Origin of the sequence: Blastochloris sulfoviridis (assembly GCF_008630065.1) — a bacterium.
Lineage (GTDB): Bacteria > Pseudomonadota > Alphaproteobacteria > Rhizobiales > Xanthobacteraceae > Blastochloris > Blastochloris sulfoviridis.
Window position 1 is genome coordinate 45986 of the sequence record NZ_VWPL01000015.1, and the last position, 18280, is coordinate 64265.

16 protein-coding genes and 1 tRNA gene are annotated in these 18280 nt (G+C 68.4%); 5 read left to right on the forward strand and 12 right to left on the reverse strand.

Annotated elements, in window-relative coordinates; translation table 11 throughout:
• Positions 1–5 precede the first annotated feature (5 nt).
• Genes F1193_RS10030 through F1193_RS10065 form a run of 8 tightly spaced genes read right to left on the reverse strand, consistent with a single transcriptional unit; the run spans position 6 to position 5535 of the window.
• Positions 6–209, reverse strand: coding sequence for a hypothetical protein (locus F1193_RS10030; RefSeq protein WP_150097548.1), 204 nt, complete (start codon positions 207–209; stop codon positions 6–8).
• A gap of 5 nt (positions 210–214) precedes the next feature.
• Positions 215–1537: an NADH-quinone oxidoreductase subunit NuoF gene (gene nuoF, locus F1193_RS10035; protein WP_150097549.1), complete on the reverse strand. Its 1323-nt coding sequence runs from the start codon at positions 1535–1537 to the stop codon at positions 215–217.
• Between the two features lie 5 nt (positions 1538–1542).
• Positions 1543–2181, reverse strand: a complete 639-nt coding sequence (gene nuoE / locus F1193_RS10040; protein ID WP_150097550.1) for an NADH-quinone oxidoreductase subunit NuoE — start codon at positions 2179–2181, stop codon at positions 1543–1545.
• Between the two features lie 3 nt (positions 2182–2184).
• Positions 2185–2763, reverse strand: coding sequence for a Uma2 family endonuclease (locus F1193_RS10045; protein ID WP_150097551.1), 579 nt, complete (start codon positions 2761–2763; stop codon positions 2185–2187).
• Entirely contained in the window at positions 2760–3953 is a 1194-nt protein-coding gene (locus F1193_RS10050) for an NADH-quinone oxidoreductase subunit D (RefSeq protein WP_150097552.1), read from the reverse strand. Before F1193_RS10050 ends, F1193_RS10045 begins: the two co-directional genes overlap by 4 nt.
• 12 nt (positions 3954–3965) lie before the next feature.
• Positions 3966–4562 (reverse strand): NADH-quinone oxidoreductase subunit C, encoded by a 597-nt coding sequence (locus F1193_RS10055; RefSeq protein WP_150097580.1) that lies wholly within the window; start codon positions 4560–4562, stop codon positions 3966–3968.
• 38 nt (positions 4563–4600) lie between these two features.
• Positions 4601–5179: a NuoB/complex I 20 kDa subunit family protein gene (locus tag F1193_RS10060; RefSeq protein ID WP_150097553.1), complete on the reverse strand. Its 579-nt coding sequence runs from the start codon at positions 5177–5179 to the stop codon at positions 4601–4603.
• Positions 5170–5535, reverse strand: a complete 366-nt coding sequence (locus F1193_RS10065; protein WP_150097554.1) for an NADH-quinone oxidoreductase subunit A — start codon at positions 5533–5535, stop codon at positions 5170–5172. The genes F1193_RS10060 and F1193_RS10065 overlap by 10 nt, the downstream gene beginning before the upstream one ends.
• A gap of 656 nt (positions 5536–6191) precedes the next feature.
• On the opposite strand from F1193_RS10065, the gene F1193_RS10070 reads away from it, so the two are divergent.
• The 5 genes from F1193_RS10070 (at position 6192) to F1193_RS10090 (ending at position 14953) form a co-directional block, all read left to right on the forward strand.
• Positions 6192–6268 (forward strand) — tRNA-Asp (locus F1193_RS10070).
• Between the two features lie 467 nt (positions 6269–6735).
• The gene (locus tag F1193_RS10075; protein ID WP_210247345.1) at positions 6736–8070 is read left to right on the forward strand and encodes an NCS2 family permease; all 1335 of its coding nucleotides are present in this window, start codon (positions 6736–6738) and stop codon (positions 8068–8070) included.
• Positions 8071–8244: 174 nt separating this feature from the next.
• Positions 8245–11556: a transglutaminase family protein gene (locus F1193_RS10080; protein WP_150097555.1), complete on the forward strand. Its 3312-nt coding sequence runs from the start codon at positions 8245–8247 to the stop codon at positions 11554–11556.
• Positions 11557–11657: 101 nt separating this feature from the next.
• Positions 11658–14054, forward strand: coding sequence for a circularly permuted type 2 ATP-grasp protein (locus tag F1193_RS10085; RefSeq protein ID WP_150097582.1), 2397 nt, complete (start codon positions 11658–11660; stop codon positions 14052–14054).
• Positions 14051–14953, forward strand: coding sequence for a transglutaminase family protein (locus F1193_RS10090; RefSeq protein ID WP_150097556.1), 903 nt, complete (start codon positions 14051–14053; stop codon positions 14951–14953). The genes F1193_RS10085 and F1193_RS10090 overlap by 4 nt, the downstream gene beginning before the upstream one ends.
• 65 nt (positions 14954–15018) lie before the next feature.
• Here the strand turns inward: F1193_RS10090 and csgH are convergent, their stop codons facing one another.
• The 4 genes from csgH to F1193_RS10110 form a co-directional block, all read right to left on the reverse strand.
• On the reverse strand, positions 15019–15336 hold the full coding sequence (csgH, locus tag F1193_RS10095) for a curli-like amyloid fiber formation chaperone CsgH (RefSeq protein ID WP_150097557.1): 318 nt from the start codon (positions 15334–15336) through the stop codon (positions 15019–15021).
• 98 nt (positions 15337–15434) lie between these two features.
• Complete coding sequence (locus F1193_RS10100; protein ID WP_150097558.1) at positions 15435–15995, reverse strand: hypothetical protein; 561 nt, start codon at positions 15993–15995, stop codon at positions 15435–15437.
• Between the two features lie 584 nt (positions 15996–16579).
• Entirely contained in the window at positions 16580–17002 is a 423-nt protein-coding gene (locus tag F1193_RS10105) for a hypothetical protein (protein ID WP_170263511.1), read from the reverse strand.
• A 108-nt stretch (positions 17003–17110) separates the two neighbouring features.
• Positions 17111–18262: a beta strand repeat-containing protein gene (locus F1193_RS10110; RefSeq protein ID WP_150097560.1), complete on the reverse strand. Its 1152-nt coding sequence runs from the start codon at positions 18260–18262 to the stop codon at positions 17111–17113.
• Between the last annotated feature and the right edge of the window lie 18 nt (positions 18263–18280).

Genomic DNA, 18280 nt, shown 5'->3' on the forward strand with positions numbered 1-18280 from the left:
CCAGCCTATGCGTCCGAGAGTTCGAGGCGGCGCCCGATGCGCTCGACCCACTGCTCCAGCCGGTCGAGCCGGCGATTCACGCCCGCCAGACCGTCCTCAAGAGCCGTCACCCGCACTTTGACGTCATGCAGTTCCTGCGCCATGCGTTCGGTTCGCTCGTCGATCCGGCGCACCAGGACGAAAACGACGTTGTCGGACACCGCGGCCATCGCGCTCACTCCGCCGCCACGGCGATGTCGGACGGCTCGCGCACCGCCGCCGCCACATCCGGCCGCGCCGCATAAGCGTCGATGCGCGCCTCGATCTCGTGGCGGAAATGGCGGATCAGGCCCTGCACCGGCCACGCCGCGGCATCGCCCAGCGCGCAGATGGTGTGGCCCTCGACCTGATAGGACACGTCGAGAAGCAGGTCGATCTCGCGCTTGGTGGCGCGCCCCTCGGCCATGCGGCTCACCACCCGCCACATCCAGCCGGTGCCTTCGCGGCACGGCGTGCACTGGCCGCAGCTCTCGTGCTTGTAGAAATAGCTGAGGCGAGCGATGGCGCGGATGATGTCGGTGGACTTGTCCATCACGATCACCGCCGCGGTGCCCAGCCCCGAGCGCAGCGCCTTCAGCGAATCGAAGTCCATCGGCGAGTCGATGATCTCCGCTGCCGGCACGCACGGCACCGATGAGCCGCCGGGGATGACGGCCAGCAGATTGTCCCAGCCGCCACGCACGCCGCCGGCGTGCTTGTCGATCAGCTCGCGGAACGGCACGCCCATCGCCTCCTCGACATTGCAGGGCGTGTTCACGTGGCCGGAGATGCAGAACAGCTTGGTGCCGGTGTTGTTGGGCCGGCCGATGCCGGCGAACCACGCGCCGCCGCGGCGCAGGATGTCCGGCACCACCGCGATGGATTCGACATTGTTGACCGTGGTCGGGCAGCCATAGAGGCCGACATTGGCCGGGAATGGCGGCTTCATCCGCGGCATGCCCTTCTTGCCCTCGATGCTCTCCAGCATCGCGGTCTCTTCGCCGCAGATATAGGCGCCGGCACCGTGGACGACGTAGAGGTCGAAATCCCAGCCGTGAATATTGTTCTTGCCGAGCAGCCGCGCCTCATAGGCCTGGTCGACCGCCGCCTGCAGCCGCTCGCGCTCACGGATGAACTCGCCACGCACATAGATGTAGCCGGTGTGCGCGCCCATGGCGAAGCCGGCGATCAGCGAGCCCTCGACCAACAGATGCGGGTCGTGGCGCAGGATTTCGCGGTCCTTGCAGGTGCCGGGCTCGGATTCGTCGGCGTTCACCACGAGATAGGACGGCCGCCCGTCCGAGCCCTTGGGCATGAACGACCATTTGAGCCCGGTCGGGAAGCCGGCGCCGCCGCGCCCGCGCAGGCCCGAGGCCTTGACCTCGTTGATGATCCAGTCGCGGCCCTTCTCCAGCAACACCCGCGTGCCGTCCCAGCCGCCACGCGCGCGGGCGCCCTTCAGCCCCCAGTCGTGGAGGCCGTAGAGATTGGTGAAGATGCGGTCCTTGTCGGCGAGCATGGCTTTCACTCCGCCGGAGTCTTGTCGTCGGCGCCCGGCGCCGGATCGCCAGTCAGCGTGGTCAGGCCGCCGGCCGGCGCCGAGAACTGGCGCTCGACCTGCGGCCCCGGCTTGACCGGACGGCCGGCGGCGAGGTTGTCCAGCAGCTTCGCCAGGGTTTCGGGCGTGAGGTCCTCGTAATAGTCGGCGCCGATCTGCACCATCGGCGCGTTCACGCAGGCGCCCAGGCACTCGACCTCCGCCCAGGAGAACTTGCCGTCGGCGGTGACGTGGCGCTCGTGGCCGATCTTGTCGTGGCAGACCTTCTTCAGCGCCTCGGCGCCGCGCAGCATGCACGGCGTCGTGCCGCACACCTGCACGAAATGCTGGCCGACCGGCTCAAGGTTGAACATCGTGTAGAAGGTCGCGACCTCCAGCACCCGGATAGGGGGCATGGCGAGCAGCTCGGCCACATGCTCGATCGCCTTCTGCGGCAGCCAGCCGCCGGCCTGCTCCTGGGCGCGCCACAGCAGCGCGATCACCGCGGACGCCTGCCGCCCTTCCGGATATTTGGCGATCTGGGTCTGGGCCCAGGCCGCGTTCTCCGCCGTGAAGGCGAAGGCGTCGGGCTGCTGCTCGGCAGGCGCGAGACGACGGACACTCATGACTCAATTCTCTCCCTGCGCAGCGGCGGGGCCGAGCAGCGCCTCGAAGGCAACCGTCATGCCGGGCGGATCGAGCACGATCTCCCCCTCATGCACGATGCGGGTGGCGATGGCCTCGCCGGTCTTGTGGTGATGCACCACCGCGCGCTTCTCCGGCAGCACGATGAGATAATGGCGGATGCTGGGAACCGAGAAATACTCGACCAGCAGCACCTGCTGATCGTCACGCTCGCTCGACGGCGAGGTGACCTCGACCACGATCACCGGTGCCTCGATCAGCTTGGCGTCGAGGTCGGCCGGCACCCCGCACTGCACCGAGGCATCCGGCTCGCGCACCGTATCCTTATTGACGGCGATCCCCACCCCGTCGGTGAACACCGTGCAGGGTAGCCCCGCCGCACGGACGGCATTCTGCAGAGCAACCGCAACGGCGAGCTTCACCAGATTGTGCCGCACCCGCTCCGGCGACATCGCCACCACCCGACCCTCGACCAGTTCGAAGCGGCCGGGCGGCCGGGCTTCGCCCCAGGCGAGGTAGTCGGTGACGGTCATCCGCCGGTCCGGACAGGGCGCTGCGGTCATCGGTCGACCTCGCCGAACACAACGTCGATGGTGGCGATGACGGCGGGAATGTCCGCCAGCATGTGGCCCTTGGACAGGAACTCCATGGCCTGCAGGTGGACGAAGCCAGGCGAACGGATCTTGCAGCGATAGGGCTTGTTGGTGCCGTCGGCCACCAGATAGACGCCGAACTCGCCCTTGGGCGCCTCGACCGCGGCATAGACCTCGCCGGCCGGCACGTGGAAGCCCTCGGTGTAGAGCTTGAAGTGCTGGATCAGCGCCTCCATCGAGCGCTTCATCTCGCTGCGGCGCGGCGGCACCACCTTGTGGTCGGGCGCCAGCACCGGGCCGGCGCCGGCAACGCTGCTGAGCTTGTCGCAGCACTGCTTGATGAGGCGCACCGACTCCCGCATCTCCAGCATGCGGCAGAGGTAGCGGTCGTAGCAGTCGCCGTTCTTGCCGACCGGAATGTCGAATTCGAGATCCTCGTAGCACTCGTAGGGCTGCGCCTTGCGCAGATCCCAGGCGATGCCCGAGCCGCGTACCATGATGCCAGAGAAGCCGCGCGCCCAGACATCCTCCGGCTTGATCACGCAGATGTCGACATTGCGCTGCTTGAAGATGCGGTTGCCGGTGAGCAGCCGGTCGAGGTCGTCGACCACGCCCAGGAACGGATCGCACCACGCCCGGATGTCCTCGATCAGCGCCGGCGGCAGGTCCTGGTGCACGCCGCCGACCCGGAAATAGTTGGCGTGCATGCGCGCGCCGGAGGCCCGCTCGTAGAAGCAGAAGATCTTCTCGCGCTCCTCGTAGACCCACAGCGGCGGGGTCAGCGCGCCGACGTCGAGCGCGTGCGAGCCGATATTGATCAGGTGGTTGGCGATTCGCGTCAGCTCCGAATAGAGCACGCGGATCAGCTGGGCGCGGTAGGGCACGGCGAGGCCGAGCAGCCGCTCGATCGCCAGCACGAAGGCGTGCTCGCAATTCATCGGCGACACATAGTCGAGCCGGTCGAAATACGGCACCGCCTGGGCGTAGGTCTTGTACTCGATCAGCTTCTCGGTGCCGCGGTGCAACAGGCCGATATGCGGATCGGCGCGGGTGATCACCTCGCCGTCGAGATCGAGGATCAGCCGCAGCACGCCGTGCGCGGACGGGTGCTGCGGGCCGAGATTGATGGTGAAATCGCGAGCCGTGGCGTCGGCGCCCATGTCCTTCCCCCCTCAGCCCGCCCGATTGGCCTTCTCGTCGCCGGGCAGCACATAGTCGGTGCCTTCCCAGGGCGAGAGGAAGTCGAAGTTGCGGAACTCCTGCATCAGCCGCACCGGCTCGTAGACCACGCGCTTCTGCTCGTCGTCCCAGCGCAGCTCGACATAGCCGCTGAGCGGGAAGTCCTTGCGCAGCGGGTGGCCGTCGAAGCCATAGTCGGTGAGGATGCGGCGCAGGTCCGGATTGCCGTCGAACAGCACGCCGTAGAGATCGTAGGCCTCGCGCTCGAACCAGCCGGCGCCGGGATAGAGCCCGACGATGGAGGGCACCGGCGTCGTCTCGTCGGTCTCCACCTTCACCCGCACCCGCAGGTTCTGCTGCGGCGACAGCAGGTGGTAGACGACGTCGAAACGCTTCTCGCGCGCCGGCCAGTCGACGCCGCACAGATCGACGAAGGCGATGAACCGGCAGGCCGGATCGTCGTGCAGGAAGCGCAGCACCTCGACGATCCGCGCCGCCTCGGCCCGAACGGTCAACTCGCCCAGCGCAATGTCGAAGCCCGTCACGGCCCCGGGCAGCGCCGCTGCCGCCGCCGCGCCGATCTCCCGCAACGCCGTGTCGAGGAGACCGCCATCCCCGTAATATCTGGTCACCGCTCGATGGTCCCCGTCCGACGAATCTTCTTTTGCAGCAGCATCACGCCGTAGAGCAGCGCCTCCGCCGTCGGCGGGCAGCCCGGAACGTAGATGTCGACCGGCACGATGCGATCGCAGCCGCGCACAACCGAATACGAATAGTGGTAGTAGCCGCCGCCATTGGCACAGGAGCCCATGGAGATGACGTATCGCGGCTCCGGCATCTGGTCGTAGACCTTGCGCAGCGCGGGCGCCATCTTGTTGGTCAGGGTGCCGGCGACGATCATGCAGTCCGACTGGCGCGGCGAGGCGCGCGGCGCGAAGCCGAATCGCTCGAAATCGTAGCGCGGCATGGCGCCGTGGATCATCTCGACCGCGCAGCAGGCGAGCCCGAAGGTCATCCACATCAGCGAGCCGGTGCGCGCCCAGTTGATGATCTCGTCGGTGGCGGTGACGAGGAAGCCCTTGTCGGCCAGCTCGTCATTGATGCCGGTGAAGAAGGGATCGTCCGAGCCGATCGGCTTGCCGGTGCGCGGGTCGAGAATGCCTCTGGGCGCCGGGGCGATGGCCGCAGACTTGTCCATCAGTCCCATTCCAGGGCCCCCTTCTTCCACTCATAGACGAAGCCGACCGTCAGCACGCCCAGAAACACCATCATTGACCAGAACCCGAACACGCCGACATCGCCGAACGCCACCGCCCACGGAAACAGGAACGCCACTTCGAGATCGAAGATAATGAACAGGATCGACACCAGATAGAAGCGGATGTCGAATTTCATGCGGGCATCGCCGAAGGCGTTGAACCCGCATTCATAGGCCGAGAGCTTCTCGGGATCCGGCTGCTGATAGGCCACCACGAACGGCGCGATCAGCAGCACCAGCCCGATCACCAGCGACAGGCCGATGAAGATGACGAGCGGGAGATAGGCGACAAGCAGCTCGGTCATCGTCCAGTTCACCTCTTGAGGCGTGCGCGCGGATGAGACCGACGCGCGCGGAGAAGCCCGGCGCGTCGGCGGCCCGGCACCCCGGACCCATCCGATAGTCGAATGGTTAGCGCACGGCCTCACCCCCCGCAAGCTCGCCGGCACGCGTTATTCGGATATCGGGGGCGTAATGACCGACAGATCTGCAGACTTGGCCTACAATTGAGGCAGCCGCGCCAAATCCCTGGGCACGCAGTTGCAGCATTTTTGACTTCGCTGCTGCGAAATCCTGCCGGTTCAACCGTTACGTCGACTCTCCATTGCCATTCCTGCCGGCCAGGACAAGGTCTCCCGGCGGTTTGCATCAGTCCACCATTACGCAACCGCGAAAGTTCTTGCCGCAGTCGCGGCCATCACTGCGCAGTCATCCACAGAAGCCGATATGGTGCGCGCTCTGCCGGCGGCAATGCCCGGCCCGTCCGCCCCCTGGCACCGGCCCATTCCACGGGGCCATCCACAGGAGAATGCGGTCGGAGACGGCCGCGCGCCCGGCGCCCGAGCCGGAACCGGATGCGCGGACGCCGGCAAACGATCCTGATCGCGACCTCGCCAACGGACGGGCTTGACGAGGGCAGGGTTGGGCCTTATGTCCGCGCTCTCGCTTGCGATGAGCACGCGGGGGTGTAGCTCAGTTGGTTAGAGCGCCGGCCTGTCACGCCGGAGGTCGCGGGTTCGAGCCCCGTCACTCCCGCCACTTTGTGCCCGCCGGTTTTCCGGCGCCGGGCGGCGAAAGACCAAACGCCCGAACTCAAGCTCCCAACCCAAGTTCCCAACCCAACCCAAATTCCCAACCCATTCCGTGCGCCCAACCCAAGCGTCCGGCAGCGAATACCCTTGAATCCCCAGTCCGACCCGTTGCTCCGCCTGCTGGGGCGGTCTGCCGCGGCCCGGAGTCGGGAGTAGTGGGAGTCGCACCGCCCTAAGTCCGGGCCGCGGCGCGCACGCACCGCGCCGACCCACCTCCATCCCCTCCCCTAACGTGTTGTCCTGACGCGCTCTCTTGCGCAGAACCGGTTTCCGTTTGGACCGGGAATGCTCTAAACCTGAACCATTCAGCCAAACGGCCGCCAGCCCCAGGGCGGCGGCGGGAACGGGACACGCCGCCCCGGATGTGCCGCCACAGGCGCTCGGCGCGGCGGCGGGACGAGAGCGGAGGGTCCGATGGACACGGCCAGGATGGACACGCCCAAGCCGGCGCGCCTGTCTTTCCTCGATCGCTGGTTCGGGGTGACGGCCAGCGGCTCCACGGTGCGCACCGAGGCGATCGCCGGCGTCACCACCTTCCTCACGATGGTCTACATCGTGTTCGTCAACCCGACGATCCTCGCCAGCACCGGCATGGACAAGGGCGCGGTGTTCGCCGCCACCTGCATCGCGGCGGCGGTCAGCACGATGGTGATGGCGCTTTACGCCAAATACCCCATCGCGCTGGCGCCGGGCATGGGGCTCAACGCCTTCTTCGCCTTCACCGTGGTTCTGTCCTACCACTACTCCTGGCAGCAGGCGCTGGCGGCGGTGTTCTGCTCGGGCGTGCTGTTCTTCCTGATCTCGGTGTTCCGCCTGCGCGAATACGTCATCAACGCCATTCCGCGGAACCTCAAGCTCGCCATCTCCGCCGGCGTCGGCCTGTTTCTCGGCATCATCGCCCTGGAGCAGGCGAAGATCGTGGTCGCCCACCCGGTGACGCTGGTGACGCTCGGCAGCCTGCGCGAGCCGGCGGCGATTCTCTGCCTCGTCGGCTTCGTGCTGATCGCCGCGCTGAATTCCCGCCGCCTGCTCGGCGGCACGCTGGTCGGCATCCTCGCCGTCACCCTGGCCGGCCTGCCGCTCGGGCTGACGACCTATGGCGGCGTGGTGGCCATGCCGCCCTCGCTGGCCCCGACCTTCCTGCAGCTCGATTTCTCGCGAATCTACGAGACCGCGTTCCTGGCGGTGGTGATCAGCTTCCTGTTCATCGACGTGTTCGACAATGCCGGCACCCTGATCGGCGTCGCCCACCAGGCCGGGCTCCTGGACAAGGACGGGCGCTTGCCGCGCATGAAGCAGGCGCTGGTCGCCGACAGCTTCGCCGCCATGTTCGGCGCGCTGATCGGCACCTCGACCACCACCAGCTACATCGAGAGCACGGCGGGCGTGGCGGCGGGCGGCCGCACCGGCCTCACCGCGGCGGTGGTGGCGATTCTGTTCCTGCTGGCGCTGTTCTTCGCCCCGCTCGCCGGCATGATTCCCGCCTATGCCTCGGCGGCGGCGCTGCTCTATGTCGCCTGCCTGATGACCCGCGGCCTCGCCGAGATCGACTGGGACGACGCCACCGAATTTGCCCCGGCGGTGGTGGCGGCGGTCACCATGCCGCTGACCTATTCCATCGCCACCGGCATCGGGCTGGGCTTCATCACCTTCGTGGCCTGCAAGCTCGCCGCCGGCCGGTTCCGCGAGGTGAACGTCGCCGCCGTCCTGCTCGCGCTGGTGTTCGTGGTGAAGTTCGCGGTGCCGTGACCGGCTCTTGCGCCGCGGACGCAGCAGAATCAGGGCCGGTCGGGCGTATTTCGCGCCCGCCGGCATCGCCAGCGGCGCTGGATACCTCCAGAACGACAAATCCCGCGTGAGGGGTGACCCGCCGCGCCCAACGAGGCTTTGACCGCGGAGGGACTTGGCCTTTACGTTCCGGGCATGGCGATATTAGCGGCTCTTCATCACGTCACCCGTTACGTTTACGACCGTCCCGTCCACCTCGGGCCGCAGCTCATCCGACTCAGGCCGGCACCGCACTGCCGAACGCGCATTCCTTCCTATTCGCTGAAGGTGGTCCCCGAGACCCACTTCGTGAACTGGCAGCAGGATCCGTTCGGCAACTGGGTGGCGCGCTTCGTCTTCCCGGAGAAGACCACCGAATTCTCGATCACCGTCGACCTCGTGGCCGAGCTCACGGTGTTCAACCCGTTCGACTTCTTCGTCGAGCCGTGGGCCGACATCTACCCCTTCGTCTATCCACCCGAGATGGCGCTGGAACTTGCGCCCTGTCTCGAATGCGAGCCGACCGGCCCGGCCTTCGAGGCCTATCTCGCTGCGCTGCCCAAGGGGCCGGTCAACACTGTCGATTTCCTGGTCGACCTCAACGCCCGCCTGCAGCGCGACATCCGCTACGTCATCCGCATGGAGCCGGGCGTGCAGGCGCCCGACGAGACGCTGGAGCTCAGGTCCGGCTCATGCCGCGACACCGGCTGGCTTCTGGTGCAGATCCTGCGCCGGCTCGGCCTCGCCGCCCGCTTCGTCTCGGGCTACCTCGTGCAGCTCAAGCCCGACCTGAAGTCGCTCGACGGCCCGTCGGGCACCGACCACGACTTCACCGACCTCCATGCCTGGGCCGAGGTCTACATCCCCGGCGCCGGCTGGATCGGCCTCGACCCGACCTCCGGCCTGTTCTGCGGCGAGGGCCATTTCCCGCTGTGCGCAGCGCCGCACTATCGCTCGGCCGCGCCGATCTCCGGCACCGTCGACCCCGCCGAGGTGTCGTTCGCCTTCGAGATGAAGGTCACCCGCGTCGATGAGAAGCCGCGCGTCACATTGCCGTTCTCCGACGAGGCGTGGGCGGCGCTCGACCGGCTGGGCGAGGCGGTGGATGCCGACCTCGCCGCCCAGGATGTCCGTCTCACGCTGGGTGGTGAGCCAACCTTCGTCTCGATCGACGACTACCAGTCGGCCGAGTGGAACACCGACGCGGTCGGCCCCACCAAGCGTAGCCGCGCCGATGATCTGATCCGCCGCCTGCGCGCGCGCTTCGCGCCGGCCGGCCTGCTGCACTACGGCCAGGGCAAGTGGTACCCGGGCGAGAGCCTGCCGCGCTGGTCGTTCGCGCTCTACTGGCGCAAGGATGGCAAGCCGATCTGGCGCAATCCGGACCTGATCGCCCGCGAGAACGCGCCCGCCCGCTGCTCGCCCGAAGACGCCAGGGACGTCGCCTGCGGCATCGCCGAGCGGCTCGGCCTTGAGGCCGATTACGTCGTCCCGGCATTCGAGGATCCGGCGCATTGGCTGCTGCAGGAGGCGAAGCTGCCGCCCAATGTCGATACTCAGGATTCGAAACTGGAGGACGCCGAGGCGCGCGCCCGCATCGCCAAGGTGTTCGACCGCGGGCTTGGCACGCCGGTCGGCTACGTGCTGCCGGTGCAGCGCTGGAACGCCGATGGCCGGCGCTGGCGCAGCGAGCATTGGGCGCTGCGGCGCGAGAAGCTGTTCCTGATGCCGGGCGACAGCCCGGTCGGCTTCCGCCTGCCGCTGGCGACGCTGCCATGGGTGCCGCCGGCCTCCTATCCCTACGTGGTGCCGGCCGACCCGGTCGAGCCGAGGGGCGAGCTGCCTGATCCCGACGTGCTGCACCAGCGCGTCGTGCGGGCCGGCGGCGGTGCCCTCCCTGCCGGCAGGAGCGAGCAGGTCGGCCAGATCGCCTCGACCGGCGACGACGACGACGCGGTGCGCGCCGCGCTCGCGGTCGAGCCGCGCGACGGCCGCATCACCGTGTTCCTGCCGCCGACCGAGACGCTGGAGGATTGGCTGGAGCTGATCGCCTGCGTCGAGCGCACCGCCGAGGATCTCGGCCTGCCGGTGCATGTCGAGGGCTACCCGCCGCCGGTCGATCCGCGGCTTATGGTGTTGAAGGTGACGCCCGACCCCGGCGTGATCGAGGTCAACGTCCAGCCGGCGGCGAGCTGGCACGAATGCGTCGAGATCACCCGCGAACTCTATGCCGAGGCGCGGCTCGCCCGGCTCGGCACCGACAAGTTCATGATCGATGGCCGCCACACCGGCACCGGCGGCGGCAACCACGTGGTGATCGGCGGCGCCACCCCGGCCGACAGCCCGTTCCTGCGCCGGCCCGACGTGCTGAAGAGCCTCATCGTCTATTGGCAGCGCCATCCCGCGCTGTCCTATCTGTTCTCGGGCCTGTTCATCGGTCCGACCAGCCAAGCGCCGCGCATCGATGAGGCGCGCCATGATTCGCTCTACGAGCTGGAGATCGCGCTGGCCAACATTCCCGCCCCGGGCTGTGGCCACATCCCGCTGTGGCTGATCGACCGGCTGCTGCGCAATCTGCTCGTCGATTCGAGCGGCAACACCCACCGCACCGAGATCTGCATCGACAAGCTGTTCTCGCCGGAAGGACCGACCGGCCGGCTCGGCCTCGTCGAGTTCCGCTCCTTCGAGATGCCGCCGGACTGGCGCATGAGCCTCGCACAGCAGCTCCTCCTGCGGGCGCTGATCGCGTGGTTCTGGCGCGAGCCGCAGGACGGAGCGCTGGTGCGCTGGGGCACCGTGCTGCACGATCGCTTCATGCTGCCCCATTTCGTGTGGGAGGACTTCCTCGGCGTGCTCGACGACCTTGCGCGCGCCGGCTACCCGTTCGAGCCCACCTGGTTCGCCGCCCAGCGCGAGTTCCGCTTCCCGTTCTACGGCCGGGTCGAGCACGGCGGCGTGCGGCTGGACCTGCGCCAGGCGTTGGAGCCCTGGCACGTGATGGGCGAGGAAGGCACCGTCGGCGGCACCGTGCGCTTCGTCGATTCCGCGGTCGAACGGCTTGAGGTGCGGGTGGAGGGCGTGCAGCCCGAGCGCCACGTCATCGCCTGCAACGGCCGCCGCGTGCCGCTGGTCTCCACCGGCCGGAACGGCGAGTATGTCGGCGGCGTGCGCTTCAAGGCGTGGCAGCCGGCTTCCGGCCTGCACCCGACGATTCCCGTGCACGCGCCGCTGACCTTCGACATCCTGGATTCGTGGAACCGCCGCTCGTTCGGCGGCTGCGTTTACCACGTCGCCCATCCGGGCGGCCGCAACTACGACACCTTCCCGGTCAATTCCTACGAGGCCGAGGCGCGCCGCCTCGCCCGCTTCCAGGACCACGGTCATTCGCCGGGCTATGTCGCCGTGCCGCCGGATGAGGCGACCGGCGAGTTCCCGTCCACCCTCGATCTGCGCCGGCCACCGCCGTGAGCACCGCCGTGACCGGCCGCGCGCCCCACGAGCCCGATCTCGCCGGCTGCCGCCAGGCGCTCATCGACGGCTACCGGCCGCTGCCCGGCGTGCGCGACGAGATGATGGACGAAGGCGGCGCGGTGCGTCCGCACTGGCTGCCGGTGCTCGACGGGCTTGCCGCGCTGGGGCCGGCCGAGGTCGGCCGGCGGTTCCAGAACGCCGACCGCTATTTGCGCGATTCCGGCGTGTTCTACCGGCTCTATGACGATGCCGCCGGTGTCGAGCGGCCCTGGCCGCTGTCGCACCTGCCGCTGGTGATCGACCCCAAGGAATGGCAGGCGCTGGCCTCGGGCCTCGCCCAGCGCGCCACCCTGCTGGAGCGCCTTTTCGCCGACATCTACGGCCGCGGCCGGCTGGTCGCCGAAGGCCGCCTGCCAGCCGCCGCGGTGGCCGGCAGCCGCGAGTTCCTGCGCCCGCTGGTCGGCACCCTGCCGGAGGACGGCACGGGCCTCGGCATCTATGCCGCGGACCTCGGGCGCGGGCCGGACGGCCGCTGGTGGGTGCTCAACGACCGCACCCAGTCGCCCTCCGGCGCCGGCTATGCGCTGGAGAACCGCATCACCATGGGCCGCGCGCTGCCCGAGCTGTTCGAGCAGCTTCACGTCGTGCGCCTCGCCGGCTTCTTCCAGACGCTGCGCGCCGGGCTGACCTCGCTCTGCCGCAGCGTCGATTCGCGCGTGTGCCTGCTCACCCCCGGTCCGCTCAACGAGACCTATTTCGAGCACGCCTACCTCGCCCGCTATCTCGGCTTCGTGCTGGTCGAGGGCGCCGATCTCACGGTGCGCGGCGGCGACGTCCACATCCGCACCATCGAGGGGCTGGAGCGCACCGACGTGCTGTTGCGCCGGCTCGACTCCGACTGGGCCGACCCGCTGGAGCTCAATCCCGCCTCGCGCATCGGCGTGCCGGGCCTGGTGCAGGCGGTGCGCTCGGGCAATGTCACGGTGGCCAACGCACTGGGGTCGGGCGTGCTGGAATCGCGCGCTCTGCTCGGCTTCGTGCCGGCGCTGGCGCGCCACCTCGTCGGCCGCGAGCTGGAGATTCCCAACGTCGCGACCTGGTGGTGCGGCCAGCCGCTGGAGCGCGAGGCGGTGATCGCCGACCTCGACGCCTTCGTGATCGCCCCGGCATTCGAGCCGACGCTGCCGCCGCTTCTGCGCAGCGGATCGGTGGTCGCCGCCGAGCTCGACGCGCCCGAGCGCGACGCGCTGATCGAGCTGGTGCGCCGGCGCGGCGTCGATCTCGTCGCCCACGAGGCGGTGAAGCTCTCCACCACGCCGGTTTGGCGCGACGGCAGGCTGGAGCCGCGGCCGTTCGTGCTGCGGGTCTATCTCGCCCGCACCCGGGACGGCTGGGCGGTGATGCCGGGCGGCCTGTGCCGCATCGCCGACCATATCGACGCCCGCGCGGTGTCGATGCAGCGCGGCGGTCGCGCCGCCGATGTGTGGGTGCCCTCCGAGGCGCCGGTGGCGCCGGTCTCGCTGCTGCCGGCGCCCGGCCACGTGCCGATCCGCCGCAATGTCGGACCGCTCACCAGCCGGGTCGCCGACAATCTGTTCTGGCTCGGCCGCTACGTCGAGCGCGCCGAGGCGGCGCTGCGCCTCGCCCGCCTGCTCGCCGCCCGCGCCGCCGAGCGCGAGCGCCGCGGCACCGTCACCACCCGCCTGATCGAGGAACTGCTGCTGGCGTGGGAGGTGGTCGACACCCCGCCCGGCACGATGGACCTCATCCGCCTCTCGGTGCGGGCGCTCAACCACCACGACGCGCAGGGCTCGATCCTGGCGCTGGCGTCGGCGGCGCGGCGGGCGGCTTCGGTCATCCGCGACCGCTTCTCGCCCGACGCCTGGCGGGCGCTGACCGAGCTTGAGATGGCGCTGTCGCGCACCGTGCCGGCCGACGTCACCGGCGCCACCGTGCTCGCCCGCATCAACCAGGCGCTGCGCATCACCGCCTCCTTCGCCGGCCTCGCCCAGGAGAACATGAACCAGCTCGCCGGCTGGCGCTTCCTGGAGTTCGGCCGGCGCATCGAGCGGGCGATCAACACCTGCCGCTTCGTGCGGCAGTTCGGTGTTGCCGGCGCGCCGGACGAGGCGCTCGATGTGCTGCTGGAACTCGCCGACAGCCAGATCACCTACCGCATGCGCTATGTGATGGTGGCGGCGCGCGCGCCGGTGCTCGACACCGTGGTGCTCGACTCCTCCAACCCGCGCTCGGTGACGTTCCAGATCGAGCGCATGCGCGAACACATGGCGGTGCTCACCACGCGCCTGGTGCGCGAGCCGACCTCGCCGCCCGAGCGGCTGCTGCTGCGGCTCGATTCCGGCATCGCCACGCTGGACGCCTCCGACATCGACATGCTCGACATGATCCGCGCCGAGCAGACGCTGATGGATCTGTCGGACGCCATCTCCGACCGCTGGTTCACCCATCGCGGCGAGGCCGACGAGACGCCATGATCTACGACGTGCGGCAGGTGACGACCTATCGCTATGCGGCGCCGGTCGCCACGGCAAGCCACGTGCTCAGGCTGTCGCCGGTCGACCGGCCCGGCCAGCGCGTGCTGTCGATGGCGCTCGACGTCGAGCCGTGGCCGGCCGAACGCTCGGAGGCGCGCGACTTCTTCGGCAACGGCCTCACCCGCATCGCCTTGCACACCCGCCACGAGGCGCTGGTGCTGCGTACCACCGCGCGCATCGACGTCACCCCGCCGCCGGTCCCCGAGCCCGAGGTGACGCCGCCCTGGGAGACGGTGCGCGAACTCGCCTGGGCCTCGGCCGACCTCACCCCCACCGCGCCCGTCCACCATCTCTTTCCCAGCCGGCGGGTGCCGGTGGTGGCGGACATCACCGCCTACGCCGCCGAAAGCTTCGCGCGCGGACGGCCGATCCTGGCGTCGGCCTTCGAGCTGGCCTGCCGCATCAAGGCCGACTTCGCCTATGAGCCCGGCGCCACCGACGTGACCACGCCGGTCGCGACGGCCTTCGCGCTGAAGCGCGGCGTCTGCCAGGATTTCAGCGAGATCATGATCGCCGGCCTGCGCGGGCTGGGCCTCGCTGCGGGGTATGTCTCGGGCTTCCTGCGCACCGAGCCGCCGCCGGGGCAGGAGCGCCTGGAAGGGGCGGACGCCACCCACGCCTGGGTGTCGCTGTGGTGCGGCCCGCGCGCCGGCTGGATCGGCCTCGACCCCACCAACGCCATGCTTGCCGGGCTCGACCACATCGTGCTGGCGGTGGGCCGCGACTATGCCGACGCCGCGCCGGTCGACGGCGTGATCATCGCCACCGGCGACCATGCGCTCGACGTTGCCGTCGACGTGGTGCCGGTGGACGCGCCCGCGGCCTCGGGGCCTGTGTGAGACGCGGCGGACCCTGCTGTGAGACGCGGCGGACCCTGCCCGCAGTTTTCGGCGAGTGCCGCGTCCTACAAAGTACGCAACGTCGTGGAGAACACCTCGATCCCGTCGACACTGATGCTCAGCACCACCGTCAACTGATCCTTCTCGTCGAGATTGATCGTGGTCGTCGACAGGGGCTGGCTCTCGCCGGCCTGCAGCTTGAATTCCCCGCCCTGCTTGGTTTCCGACTTGCCGCCCTTGCTGCTGCGTGTCAGCGCCAGCGTGAACCGGCCTGCCGCATCGGTGAGGGCAAGGACGTGGCCGCGAAGGGTAATGTGGTCCCTGCCCTTGGCAGACGGCTGCACCTCGACCCAACCGATCACGGACGCTGCGCCGGCAGCCATGGCATGTCCTCCCTGTGGGATGGTTGCTTGGATCACGAGGCCCGTGACACCGCCTGCGGCCGATTGCAGGACGGACCTGCGCGTGGGTGCTGTCGAAGTCATCGCATTCTCCCGGGATGGAGCGGGAACGTTGGGCCGAAAAAGCCCGGCGCGGGGCGGCGCTTCTGATTGACGGTGACGATCGGCGGGACGCCATCGACGGCTGGAATCCCAAGCCGGTCGAGCACCGGCAGCGTGTCCGGGTTCGGCTCCTGCAGCAGCGCGCCCGGCAGGGAGTCCGCCTGCGAGACCAGCGCGCAGCGCGCGGTCGGACGCGCGGACGGACAGCGGGCCGAAAGGCGCTTGCTGGAGGCGGCAAGCTTGGCATAGGTCGTGCCGTCTCGCACGCTTCCCCGTTTCGGAATCTGGCGGATGTTGGAGGACATCCCCGTCGCGGGGCGCCGCTTCGCCTGCGCGTGGCGGCGCGGCGCCGAGGCGAACCGCGCGATCTGGGGGACTGCAACGGACCTTGTCTCAGTGGACGTGGCGGCGCGGCGCGTGCGCGTCTCGGCCGCCGCCCGGTCGATAGCCGACAGGCTCAAGACGGCGACACTCGCCAGCGCGACAAGCCGCAGCAGCAAGCGCGGCCGCCGACACCTCGAAACCGGCTTGTCGGTCACATTCACGACTTCCCGCCTTCCGTGGGCTAGAGCATTCTCCGCAAAAGTGGGTACCGGTTTTGCGGAAGAGAATGCGACAAACCAAGAACTTATACCAACGGCAGCGAAAGCTGACCGTTGGTTCCGGTCGCGGATTTTCGGAAATCTCTGATTTCCGGAGAGAAAATCCGCGAGTGTCGGCGGCCCCACGCGTCAGCGTTTGGGGCCGTTGGTATTAGAGCATCCGCTTGATCCAATCAGATCGGCGGATGCTCTAAGCGTCACCGCAGGGCGGTCATCCTTGCCGCGCCATGCCGAACGCCAAATCGCCAACCCGCCGCGCGCAGCCCGAGTTCCGGCACCGGCTCATAGGGTTTCCGGTTGATTGGCTCGGCCTCTTCTTCCCTCTCCCCTTGCGGGAGAGGGTGCCGAGCGATCGTCAGGTCGCGAGGCGGGTGAGGGGCGAATCTTCCAGCATCCGCTCGTATGCACCCCTCACCCGGCTCGACCTCGCTTCGCTCGGTCTCGCCACCCTCTCCCACAAGGGGAGAGGGAAGAACGCGGCTCCTGGCCCTCAGTTGATCCCTTCGAGTTCCGGCACCATCTCAGAACTGATTGACGATGAGCGGCAGGCCGTTGCCGACGCCCATCTGGTGGATCTCGACGGCGTGACCCGAGCCGAACTGGCCGACAACGGCTTTCAGGTTTGCCCCGCTCTGGTCGACCACGGCCGAATTGCCGGCCCCGGCCTGCCCGACGACCGCGCCGAGATCGGCACCCTCCTGGCGCACCGTGGCCTGGTTGTCGCTGCCGAACTGACCGACCAGCGCCGCATTGCCGCCCGCCAGCGCCCCGGCGGCGATCGCCGACTGTTCGACGGTGGCGCCATTGTTGCTGCCGGCCTGATAGGTCGTCTGCAGATTGCCGGTGATCTGCTCGATCTCCAGGCCGCCCGCATTGGCGGCGGAGACGGCACCAACGAGAAGCCCCCCTGCCGCCCAGAATCGCCAACCCGGTCGCCGTGCCATGGCGTTCATTCGATGTCCCCGCGAAGCGCTGGTCTGCGGTCGAACCGGCGGGGCGCGCTCGGATGCGGCGCTCCCGCCGGCCGTCGTGTCACGGGCCTGCGCCCGCGGTCAGTTCTGCGTCACGTTCGCGGCGTTGCTGCCGCCGTTCTGGTTAATGGTCGAGGTGTTCACCAGGGAGGTGCCGGACTGCGACACGATTGCCTCGTTGCCGCCGCCAAATCCCCATTGGTGGATATCCGACGTGTTCGAAGTGCCGGTGCCGGACTGGGTGACTTCGGCCGTCTGATGGCCGTCGTCCTCCTGCATGATCGTCGAGAGGTTCGTGTTGTTCGTGCCGTACTGCCACACCATGACGTCATTGTAGCCGCCGGCATCACGCTGCGTGATGGTGGAAATGCTCCGGCTATTGACCGCCTCCTGCGTGACATCGGTCACGTTGAACCCGTTGCCGCCAGTCTGCGTGATCGCTGACCGGTTGCGCAGTGAGCCGCCCGAATTGCCGGACCCGCGTTGGATCACGGTGGTGTCATTGCTGCCACCGGCTCCGTTCTGGGTGAGGGTCGAGATGTTCTCGTTGGATGACCCTTCCTGGGTCACGCTCGTCCAGTTGTTCCCGCCACCGCCGCTTTGGTTGATCGTGGAGGTGTTGGTGTTGTCGTTGCCCTGCTGGGTGACGCTGAACACCTCATTGTCGCCGCCACCGCCATTCTGGGTGATGGTGGAGGTGTTGAGGTTGTCCTGCCCTCGCTGATAGACATTGGCAAGATTGCCACCACCTACGCCAAGCTGGTTGATGGTCGATGTATTCAGGTTGTCCGACCCCTCCTGGGTGACGCTGGTCTCGTTGCCCCCGCCCGTTCCGTTCTGGGTGATGGTGGAATTATTGGAGTTGCGATCGCCGCGCTGGGTCACGCTGTTGACGGTGTTTCCACCACCGGTGCCAAGCTGGTCGATAATGGAGGTGTTGGAGTTCTCCGATCCTTCCTGCAAGACTTTTGCATTGTTTCCGCCGGCATCGTGCTGGCTGATCGTCGAGGAGTTGAGATTGTCCGTCCCCCTCTGAGTGACGTCTGCGGTGTTGCCGCCCACGCCGTATTGCGTGATGGTCGAGTCGTTGCCGTTGCCGCCGGTCGCCGTCTGGGCGACGGTGGCCTTGTTGCCGGTGCCGATCTGCTCGATGGACGAATCGCTGGACTGGGCGAGGGCCGAAGCCGACATCCCCAGGAGCAGAGCTCCAGCGACCGCGAATTGCCGTTTCATCACTCTTCTCCTGCGGAC